Consider the following 10,340-nt stretch of genomic DNA (forward strand, 5'->3'; position numbering starts at 1 on the left):
GGGCGGGTTTATTTAGATGGTCGTGGGGATGGAGAATTCACAGCAGAACCCGCCCCGACAATTAATAATTATCAATTATTGGACTTGGATTCTAGCCAGAGTTGTATTTCGATAATAATGGGCGAGAATTTGCTGATAATTATATCCAGCATTAGCCAAATTATAAGCCCCCCATTGACTCAAACCCACACCATGACCAAAACCGCGACCAGTGACTATAAAATTGCCAGAAGCATTGTTACGATCGACCCTAAATCTGGTGCTACGCAACCCCAAAGCTCTAGCGATATCTTCACCGCTAATAGTGCGAGTTCCGCCACTTCCCACAACTCTCATGGAAATTACACTTCCAAAAGCTGAGGTTCTTTCGGGTGTCATAGACGAAACTTGACCAACTCCTGAAATGCGGTTACTAAGGTCATTAGTGGAAAAAGTCCTTGTCCATTCAAACACGGGAGAACCACTATCAAAATCTGGAACCCCGCGCAGATAGGGTAAGGGATTTTCCCAGACATCCTCAACATTTTCGGTGTGACCCCCAGAGGAAGAATGGAAAACAGCCAAAATCACCCGACCATTATAAGTTAACACCTGACCTGCTGTCGCCCTAACGGCAGTCTGAGTGGCTGGTGACTCCCCAGACACGCCACGATAGACCTGGTAGGTTTGAGTATCCCCTAAATCATAAATCTGACTGCTATTATTTTGGCGCTTATACAGTGCATAGGTCCGCGCCGCGACAGCTTGGGCTTTTAGGGCTTGAATGGGCCAATTTCCCCCCATTTCTGCCCCTAGGACACTGTAGAGATACTGATCGAGATCGACATAATTAATGGCCATTAACCCACCATTGCGCTGGATTAATAACACCCGTCCCCGATACCAATTATCACCGATCCAGACTTTGCCGTTTTGGGAGGGTTCCACCCAAATTTGACCGGCTTTCCATTGGCTGAGGGATACCTGACCTGATGCAGGTTTGGCGACAGTTGCGCCCATATTGGGGATTTGTCCTAAGACGTTACCGCTACCGTCGCGGACTGTTGCTGGGGTGGAACTTCCGACCTTAATATCATTGGTGTTAGTGGTTATGGCCACCCGCATTAATACGGAGGCGGCGGCTGGGGACATCATCAGCACCCACAGCAGCAGGGATAGCCACCCATAACGCTGGAGAGGACGAAGTAACAGTGAAGCCCAAAATATTCCTGAACTCATATATTAATTCTCAGATGTGCGAGATACTAACTTTGACTGTACACCCATATTCAGAGGGTAGCATTTACAATAATTTGGTATACCAATCTTAAGTCACAAAATCAAGTCGATTGAAAGTCTATGCTTAATATTACTCAAATTCTAGTTCAGGAACTTTCGTTAAAACCGGTTCAAGTTGAAAATACATTGGCATTATTTGCGGAAGGGGCGACTATTCCATTTATTGCACGTTATCGGAAAGAAAGGACGGGTTCCCTTGATGAAATTCAACTGCGAACTCTGGCGGAAAGATATGCTTATTTAACTGAACTTGAGGAACGAAAAACTAGCATTTTGGAGGCGATCGCCTCTCAGGGAAAACTCACGGATGAACTCCAGACCCAAATTGAGAACTGTTTGTTAAAAACTGAACTTGAGGATCTATATCTTCCCTATCGTCCCAAACGTCGCACCCGCGCGACTATGGCTAAGGAAAAAGGATTAGCACCCCTAGCTGAGTTGATTAGTTCCCTTAACCAACCCCAAGCGCCCACGGTTTCCCTAGAGTCAGAAGCGGCTAAATATATTGACGCAGAAAAGGGGGTTAAAACGGTGGCAGATGCCTTGGCTGGAGCCTCGGATATTTTGGCGGAACAGGTGGCAGAGACGGCGCTTTTAAGGGCAGATGTGCGCGATTTTTTAATCAATGATGGCGCGTTTATTTCGCGGATTAAAGATGATTACCCAGAAGGTTCGACGAAATTTGAAATGTATCGGAATTTTCGGGAAAATGTGATGGATATTAAACCCCATAACTTGTTGGCATTATTCCGGGGAGAAACTGAGGGGGTTCTCAAGGTTGATCTGGATTTTGATGAGGCTTTGGTGCTGCATCACTTAGAATCCCAAGTTATTCGCAGTAAAAATCGGGAGATTCGCAAGTTTTATCAGGAGATGATTAAAGATGCTTTTAATCGCCTGATGAAAAATTCGTTGATTGGTGAAATTAGGAGCGATCGCAAATCCTACGCAGACCTAGAATCTATTAAGACGTTTGAAGCTAATTTGCGGGAATTATTACTATCTCCACCAGCGGGAATGAAGCCTACTTTAGCCATTGACCCAGGTTTCAGGACAGGTTGTAAGGTGGCGGTATTGTCGGAAACTGGCAAGTTTTGCGAATATCAGGCAATTTTTCCCCACCAGTCACAGTCACAACGTCAACAAGCGACCAAAACGATTCAAGCCTTGATTAAAAAGTACAAAATCGCATTAATTGCTATTGGGAATGGTACGGCTGGACGGGAAACGGAAGAGTTTATTAAGGAGGCGATCGCCTCTTTAGAATCTCCACCTATTACGGTAATGGTAAACGAGTCTGGTGCTTCTATTTATTCGGCGAGTGATGTGGCGCGGGAAGAATTTGCGGATTTAGATTTGACAATTCGGGGGGCGATTAGTATTGGTCGCCGCCTCCAAGACCCGTTAGCAGAATTAGTTAAAATTGACCCAAAATCCATTGGTGTGGGACAATATCAACATGATGTTGACCAAAAATTGCTCAAGAAAAAACTTGATGAAACGGTAGAAAGTTGTGTAAACTATGTGGGCGTTGAATTAAATACGGCTTCCCAGCAACTCCTAACTTTTGTGTCGGGAATTACTCCCACTATCGCCCAAAATATTGTGAAATATCGCAATGAAAATGGAGCGTTTAAAAATCGTAAACAGCTTTTAAAGGTGGCGAAATTAGGGCCGAAAGCGTTTCAACAATCTGCGGGATTTTTGCGGATTCGTGGCGGTATTAATCCGTTAGATAATACGGCGGTTCACCCAGAAAGTTATCCGGTAGTGGAACAAATTTTAGCGGATGTGGAAATCCCTTTAAATGCGATTACCAAAACTGCTGACAAACTCAAAAAAATCGACTTAAAAGGCTATGTAACAGATACGGTCGGCTTACCTACTCTCAAGGATATTATCGCTGAATTAGAGAAACCTGGACGAGACCCACGGGCTGAGTTTAAATATGCTACTTTCCGGGATGATATTAAAGAGGTGTCGGACTTGAAACCGGGAATGGAGTTAGAGGGAATTGTTACTAATGTGGTGAATTTTGGGGCTTTTGTAGATGTAGGAGTCCATCAAGATGGGTTAGTTCATATTTCCCAATTAGCCGATCGCTTTGTGGAAGACCCTCAAAAAATTGTCCGAGTCGGACAGGTGGTGAAAGTGAAGGTTTTGGAAGTCAACGAAAAGTTAAATCGGATTAGTTTATCGATGAGAATACGCAGTTAAACTCAGACTTACCCCCGGCTGTTTCCCTACAATTGCACGATCGCCAAGGGTTCTGTTAAAACTTGGTGATATTCTCGTGAGAGTTTATCAAGATATTGTAGGCACATTTCCGACCTTTCGAGGTTGACAAAATAGCTAGAGTCAACATCTTGGTAAAAAATCGCACCTTGGTTAATTATATCGATTTCAGGATGTTTGGATATGGGAACAATTAGGGGGGTGTCTAATTCTGAGGGAATGAACCCGGGGGGTAGTTGACCTTTGAGGATAGCTAAAATCTGAGATTTGCAGCAACGAGTATTTACGCCTCTTTCTTCTAAACGAGTCATCACCTCTGGGATAGATAAAGGTAAATCGCCAAAGACCCGCAGCAGTTCACTCAATAAGAAATAATCCCCATATTGTTGGCTAGAATAATTCAATAATTCGGGAAATAAAGGAATCCTGGCTAAACCTTTGGCGATCGCATAATTACACCAAGATTCTGGATCAGTAATTGATATCATAGTCGCATTAGGTAACTTTTGCCGCAGCCATTGACTCAAGACGGACCATGAACCATTACCACCCCGACAAATTGCCCTTTTAATCCCTACGGGAGAAACCCCCACTTTACTAATGAGATTATTTAACTCTCGGTTCAGGTTCTGAACAAAAGGAACTAACACGCGACGCTGTAACTCATTACTGGTAACTTTGACCTCCTGACCCTGTAGAGAAATAGTGACATTTTTGCCGGCTTGTAAACTGGGTTTTTGGGATTCGATCGCATCGATTAAAGCTGATAAAATTAACTTTTGTTGAAGGCGATCGCGGTGAGTGCGTGGGGATGTCCCAGGAGTAGGTAGGACTAAATATGAACCATCCCAATCAATCATATTTTCGGCACAGAATTGACAAATAATATCCAAATTCACATCATAGCCACCATAGGTGACACTGACACCAAAACAGTCGGCATAAGTTAAATCATGATCCTGAGATATTCCGATCACCATTAACTCGGTGGTAGCAGCGCCAGCATCAATAATTAAGGTAGGTTCGTCTGTTGGAGATTCCGATTCATTTAACCAAGTAGCGATCGCATCTTCGACCATCCAAATTTGAGAGGGACTGTTGACCAAACCCGCCGCCAAAATGGTTTCCCGCAGATTAAAACCATAAGCATGGGAAGCCTGAGACGGACATCCTACCACGACCCCCGCTAAACTATCTAAAGCGGTTTTGAACTCCTGATCAGTTAAACCATTAGCAGCAGATTGATAGTTTTTAGGTAAAGTCAAATCACCATCTTGGCTGTTGATATTGTCACCCCCACCTTGAGGAGAAATAGTCGATAATAGCAACTGTAAAGCCTGCTTAAAGGTCCCTAAAAATAACTTTTGGGTTGGGGATACCTCAAGGATGGGACAGGGGGTAGAATGCTCACCAAAATGATGGGGAATAGCCCAACTCAGATAAGGTTTAAATCCTTGTAAAACTTCTGTTTCCCCGGATTTTCGATGCAAGTGGACGCGACTGGGGAGGCGAAAAATGCGATCGCCTTCCTGAGAATCACTCAGCCAATATATAGGGTAAACAGTCTCAGTCAGGCGATCCAAAAGGGCCGCCGATATTCCGGTCGTCCCCACATCCAGCCCTAGATACCATCGATTTGAGGAATCGTCCCCAAGCGTGGATACAACAGATTGATCTGGGGGTAAATCCGATCCCCCTAGGCTTGGTGTTTCTGATGTCACTGTCCCGCCTGATTGAATGTTTCCTCAGTATATCCCAGGGTGATCACAAAAAAACTGGGAAATTTTCCCTAGGCGATCGCCCTATTGCCACAGTTCCTGCTATGATCCTTGCTGTTGGTGATGAGGAGAAACAATGGCTGCACAATTGACCAATTGTGCCTACTTAGGCAGTCCCAAACGTTTAAATCCACTCAAGTCCAAAACCCGGTGGCTTGGTGCTGTAGCCATTGCCGTCACTATTGGCTTAACTCAAACCTTACCTATGTTAGGGTCATCCTCAAAATTATATGGGGCTACTTCCCTCAATGAATTGATGAGCCTCCGGGACGAGTTATTATACACCCTAGAAAACTCCCCAGAATCAGCAGGTAATTCCCGTCAATTAATGTCATTATTTCCTAACCATAGGCGGGAACCTTCTCAGCAGATGATCGAACAACTGCGCCGCCTGGATGTGCAAATTATGATTGAACAGCGGGCTAATGATAATTGGAAACAAGCGATCAGTTTAGCCAATCAAGCGGTGGCGATCGGCAAAAGTTCTCAGATATCTTGGGAAACGCGACAACAAATGGCTACCTTTTGGCAAAGAGCGATCGCCAATTTACAGGAAATTCCCCAGGATTCATTTTTAAACCCACAAGCTACCGCGAAAATTATCGAGTATCAAGACCGCTATAATAGCATCAAATTCCAGTTAAGAAATGCTCAATCGGAAATTTTAGAAGAAATTCGAGTTAGGAGTGGTTTATCGCGTAATGCGACCATCAGCGTTTGTAATTTAAACCGCCATTGTGCTAGTTTACGGGGTCATCAACCTCCGGCGAGTCCAGCTAGTTTAATTAAAGTTCCTGTGGCGATCGCCTTATTACACAAAGCGGCTGAGGAACAGGTGAGTTTTGACAAAGAAATCTATGTCGAGGGGGGTAATTTTACGGAAGATGCTTCGTCAATTCGCGCCCGCAAATCCTACTCTCTCCAAATGTTAATGGCTCAAATGATTGACCATAGTAGTAATATCGCGACTAATCAACTTATCGACTATTTGGGTTCTGATTATATCAATAAACTACTAGAAAGACATGGTTATAAACAAACGCGGGTGCAATTTAAACTCATGGGCGATCGGATTATGCCTTTTCGACCTGGTAGAGGTCGCAATAGCATGACCAGTGATGAACTCACGGAAATGATGGTAGAAATTTACAACTATGAACACCCCCACTCGGAACTATTAATTGAGGCTTTAAGTCATCAGTACGATCGCGAAATTGGTTATCAAGCCTTAGAAGGATTAAAAGCCCAGTGGTTAGGGGAAAAAACTGGTCAAAACTCTAGGGTAATTGGCACGACTTTAGCGGCTAGTATTGACGGGGAAAGGTATATTATTACGATTACCGATAACTCAGCCGGAAATATTCCCCAAGTCCGCAGAGCGATCGCTGGTATTGCGGAACATATTATCATGAGAGGTCAGTTATAAACTGATGAGTTTAGCTGTTTCCTTAAACTCAGAAATTCGCGGTCAAGGATTTCCGATACTGTGTCTTCATGGTCATCCTGGGTCAGGAGGCTGTATGTCCGTGTTTACAGATCACCTATCCCAAAACTATCAAACTATCGCCCCAGACCTGCGAGGCTATGGGAAAAGTCAGGTTAAACAACCCTTTGAGATGACCGATCATCTCGAAGATATCGAACAGCTTTTAGATAGCTTAAAAATAGATAAATGTTTAATTATTGGCTGGTCTTTGGGAGGTATACTCGCCCTAGAATTAGCATTAAGAAACCCGGAAAGGTTTACGGGATTAATTTTAGTGGCTACGTCTGGCTATCCCCGTGGGAACCATCCTCCGATTTCATGGGTAGATAATTTATTAACCGGAATTGCGGGGATGATTAATTGGATATGGCCAGGTAATCAGTGGAATATCAATTTTTTCGGTAAGCGATCGCTATTTCGCTACTTAATCCAACAGCATACACCCACCGCCTATAAATACATAGCCAAACAAGCCACACCCGCCTATTTACAAACCTCCAGACCAGCCACCATAGCCCTGAGACAAGCATTAAAAAACCGATATAACCGTCTAGCTGAGTTGGGAAATATTAGCTCTCATTGCCTCATATTAGCCGGAGAATGCGATCGACATATTACCGCCATCTCCAGTCAAGAAACGGCGGCAAACTTACCCAATTCGCAGTTTAACTGCTATCCCAACACAGCCCATTTATTCCCTTGGGAGATCCCCGATCAAGTGATCACCGATATCGATAACTGGATCAAAAACCATCCTAATATTGTTGATATCGGCTAATTTTCCCGCCCCAGTTAAGCCACTATGCCCACTGTAGGGGATTATCAAAATTTTGATCAAGATCCGCCGCCACGGTCAAAATATCAGGCTGACAGCGCTTAACTGCCACCTGTAGACCGGTAGCGCCTTCACCTTGAATATCCTCAATATAACCCGGTTCTGCTTCTTCCGCCTCATTTTCGGTAAGAAACGGCCCAAAGTAATAGGTACATCGAGGCATTTCGGTCATAATTTCAACCCAAAACGCCAACCCAAAAGTATTAAACTGGTTAACCACAAAATTTTTCATTGTTGTTGCCTGTGACCTAGGGGGATGAAGTTTTAACATAGAGTAGAGTCCTCAGCGTGCCCAAAAGCGACCCAATTAATCATGATCGCCACAAAACATAAATTTCCTATGAATTTTTACCGTTTGTTATAGTGCCTTGTATCAAATTTTTCAAGCCCAATTATTGAGGATTTACCACAAAGTCGCTGACCACTTGGGGCTGACGATTAATCACCTGCGCCGGAACCCTTTGGACATCGACCTGTGTATAAGGTTCGACCCCATAGGTGGTCACCCTAAGTTGTTGAGTATTGGGATCAATGACGAACTCGGTCCAGCCAAAAGTATGAGCGGCCAAATAGGAACCCGGAACTATTTCCTGTGCATCAATTCCCGAACCCTCCAAACCAATAGGATTATAACCCATATCTTCAAGGCGAGTATTTAGGAGATTCTCCACCAGGCGATCGCGTTCCCAGCGGGTCTGTAACCCCTCATAAGTCGCCTTTCCTTGTCGGGTTAGTTGCCATTCAGTGGCCCCATTAACAGCCACCGGACCCAAAGTAGCCCCCACTAGACCCGATCCTAAATCGGTCTGTACGCCCACCGGACCTACGGTAATTTCCATAGCATCTACGGGAATTTGCGGCCCGCCAAACTCCTCAGCAAATGTCAAATTATTAACTACAGTTCCGCCAACTCCGGCGGACACAAACACGACATTATCAATATTATTATCATCAATAAATTTCAGGAGTCTAGTGCGTTCAGCGGCGTATCCTTCCCAGCGATCGCTTGCACCCGGAATCCCCAAATTTTGCATAGGAACCGGAGAAAATATAAACTTCCAAGTTAAACCGGCAGCCTGTGCGCCTAGTAAATTTAACTGCAACTGTTGCAACTGAGTTCGTCCCAACATGGTTCGATTAGCATCAAAAGAATCCCGCAAAAATGCGTCAATATCTTCGGGAAAAGAGGTTTCTGCGACCTGTTCTAAGGGTGCATCCCGGAACGATCGCACATCCAACCAAAACGCGGCTGCATCATCTCCATAGGTAGTAACGCGAGACAGTTGTTCTCGGTTAGCGGTACGGCGATCGCTAATGTCTCCATAACTTTCCTGTCGCCGAGGTTGATAATCTAAAAAACCCGCCAACGCGGTCTCAAAAATCTCGCTGTTATTCAACCAATCACCCTCACCATCTGCCCCCAGACTACCACCGGCAAAATTATCGATGATTTCCCCATCATTCCACACCCCTAGCATAGAAGTTGCTACCCGCAAATTTCCCCAAGGATTCAAAGTCAGACGTTCCCGATAAATCTCATTATGTTTGGTGTGGAAATCTAACAAAGTTTCCGCCTGAGAAACACCTGGTAAATCAGGAGACTCGGTACTGGCAGAAATTGTATTTCCTAACTGTACAAAAAAATCTAGACCACGTTCTGGGGCATTTCTGACGGCGACATGAGGCATTAATTCCCCCTGAGAATCACCAGCAGCACCAAACCTTAATCCGCCTTGACTTCCCAAAGATAAAGGAGTGCGAAAAATACCGCGATCGCTTTCCCCCATAGCATTAGTAACCCGATAAAAATAAGGTGTCCCCGGCGTTAAATCGGACACAAATACCTTAACCGGAACCGTCGGATCAGAATTATTAGTAGTCAACGAGGAAACCACATTATTAAAATTCGGATCGGTGGCTGTTTCAAAAGTAATGGGACCCACCACAGTATTACGCGCCATTAAAATTGTGCTATTTTCCCTAGTATCTCCACTAGCGACACGGTTCGGAAAACTGGAACCATTCACCTCCAGAAAAGCACTAAAATCACGATTTTGAGCCGCTCCAATATCCAAATAATGCTCGATACCGGTCAGTTCATCACGTTCTACCCTCGCCGCCACATCAGGATTTCGGGCTAAATAATAATTAGGGTTATACAATACACTAGGGCGAAAATCCTCAAATTGACCGGCTTTGACAAAATGCTCGATCGCTGTGATATCTCCGGCTTCTATGGCTGCTTGAATAAAGGGGTATTCATCTATATAAAAATCCGTATTAAATAGAATGCTGGGATTGCGTCTTTCCCGCTGACCGAAATTAATAAAATGTTGAAAACCACTGGCGATCGCACCTACATTGACCAACGCCGCCACATCAGGATTAGTCGTCAAATAATATAATTCATCATAAAGCGGTGTCGGTTGTCTAACCTGAAACTGACCTGACTCGATAAAATGTTCAAAGCCACTACTAATAACTCCCAAATCAACTGCTTGCGCTACGTCAGGGTTATTGGCTAGATAAAACGATTCGCTGTAAAAATCTTCAGCGTTCAACATTCTTAATTACGCGATAAAAAATAATCATCCCGTAGGGGCGGGTTTATTAGTCTCATCCCTGGGGGGGGAGGAATTAGCAGAACCTATGAGGGCGGGTTTATTAATCTTGTCCCTGGGGGGGGAGGAATTAGCAGAACCTATGAGGGCGGGTTTATTAATCTTGT

At 44.4% G+C, this 10,340-nt stretch carries 8 protein-coding genes; 4 read left to right on the plus strand and 4 right to left on the minus strand.

The features are described 5' to 3' along the window. Positions 1–75: 75 nt before the first annotated feature. On the minus strand, positions 76–1,218 hold the full coding sequence (locus tag P5674_RS06715; protein ID WP_014277188.1) for a SpoIID/LytB domain-containing protein: 1,143 nt from the start codon (positions 1,216–1,218) through the stop codon (positions 76–78). A gap of 120 nt (positions 1,219–1,338) precedes the next feature. Here P5674_RS06715 and P5674_RS06720 point away from each other — a divergent pair, with 120 nt between their 5' ends. Beyond that, positions 1,339–3,495, plus strand: a complete 2,157-nt coding sequence (locus P5674_RS06720) for a Tex family protein (protein ID WP_062945997.1) — start codon at positions 1,339–1,341, stop codon at positions 3,493–3,495. Positions 3,496–3,521: 26 nt separating this feature from the next. On the opposite strand, the gene P5674_RS06725 is transcribed toward P5674_RS06720, so the two are convergent. Further along, positions 3,522–5,234 (minus strand): hypothetical protein, encoded by a 1,713-nt coding sequence (locus P5674_RS06725; protein WP_234933471.1) that lies wholly within the window; start codon positions 5,232–5,234, stop codon positions 3,522–3,524. On the opposite strand from P5674_RS06725, the gene P5674_RS06730 reads away from it, so the two are divergent. Genes P5674_RS06730 through P5674_RS06740 form a run of 3 tightly spaced genes read left to right on the plus strand, consistent with a single transcriptional unit; the run spans position 5,228 to position 7,555 of the window. Beyond that, on the plus strand, positions 5,228–5,383 hold the full coding sequence (locus tag P5674_RS06730; protein ID WP_231852024.1) for a hypothetical protein: 156 nt from the start codon (positions 5,228–5,230) through the stop codon (positions 5,381–5,383). The genes P5674_RS06725 and P5674_RS06730 overlap by 7 nt on opposite strands. After that, entirely contained in the window at positions 5,368–6,717 is a 1,350-nt protein-coding gene (locus tag P5674_RS06735; RefSeq protein WP_315669878.1) for a serine hydrolase, read from the plus strand. The genes P5674_RS06730 and P5674_RS06735 overlap by 16 nt, the downstream gene beginning before the upstream one ends. A gap of 4 nt (positions 6,718–6,721) precedes the next feature. Next, entirely contained in the window at positions 6,722–7,555 is an 834-nt protein-coding gene (locus P5674_RS06740; protein WP_315669879.1) for an alpha/beta hydrolase, read from the plus strand. A 22-nt stretch (positions 7,556–7,577) separates the two neighbouring features. Here the strand turns inward: P5674_RS06740 and P5674_RS06745 are convergent, their stop codons facing one another. Further along, entirely contained in the window at positions 7,578–7,844 is a 267-nt protein-coding gene (locus P5674_RS06745; protein ID WP_014277194.1) for a DUF1816 domain-containing protein, read from the minus strand. A gap of 160 nt (positions 7,845–8,004) precedes the next feature. Next, positions 8,005–10,176, minus strand: coding sequence for an alkaline phosphatase D family protein (locus P5674_RS06750; RefSeq protein ID WP_315669880.1), 2,172 nt, complete (start codon positions 10,174–10,176; stop codon positions 8,005–8,007). Positions 10,177–10,340: the final 164 nt, after the last annotated feature.

Source organism: Limnospira sp. PMC 289.06 (assembly GCF_032350395.1).
In the GTDB taxonomy this organism is placed as follows: Bacteria; Cyanobacteriota; Cyanobacteriia; order Cyanobacteriales; family Microcoleaceae; genus Limnospira; species Limnospira platensis.

Coding starts and splice junctions, on each gene's coding strand:
- P5674_RS06735 (WP_315669878.1), top strand. CDS start 5,368: ATGGCTGCACAATTGACCAATTGTGCCTACTTAGGCAGTCCCAAACGT.
- P5674_RS06740 (WP_315669879.1), top strand. CDS start 6,722: ATGAGTTTAGCTGTTTCCTTAAACTCAGAAATTCGCGGTCAAGGATTT.
- P5674_RS06745 (WP_014277194.1), bottom strand. CDS start 7,844: ATGAAAAATTTTGTGGTTAACCAGTTTAATACTTTTGGGTTGGCGTTT.
- P5674_RS06715 (WP_014277188.1), bottom strand. CDS start 1,218: ATGAGTTCAGGAATATTTTGGGCTTCACTGTTACTTCGTCCTCTCCAG.
- P5674_RS06720 (WP_062945997.1), top strand. CDS start 1,339: ATGCTTAATATTACTCAAATTCTAGTTCAGGAACTTTCGTTAAAACCG.
- P5674_RS06750 (WP_315669880.1), bottom strand. CDS start 10,176: ATGTTGAACGCTGAAGATTTTTACAGCGAATCGTTTTATCTAGCCAAT.
- P5674_RS06730 (WP_231852024.1), top strand. CDS start 5,228: ATGTCACTGTCCCGCCTGATTGAATGTTTCCTCAGTATATCCCAGGGT.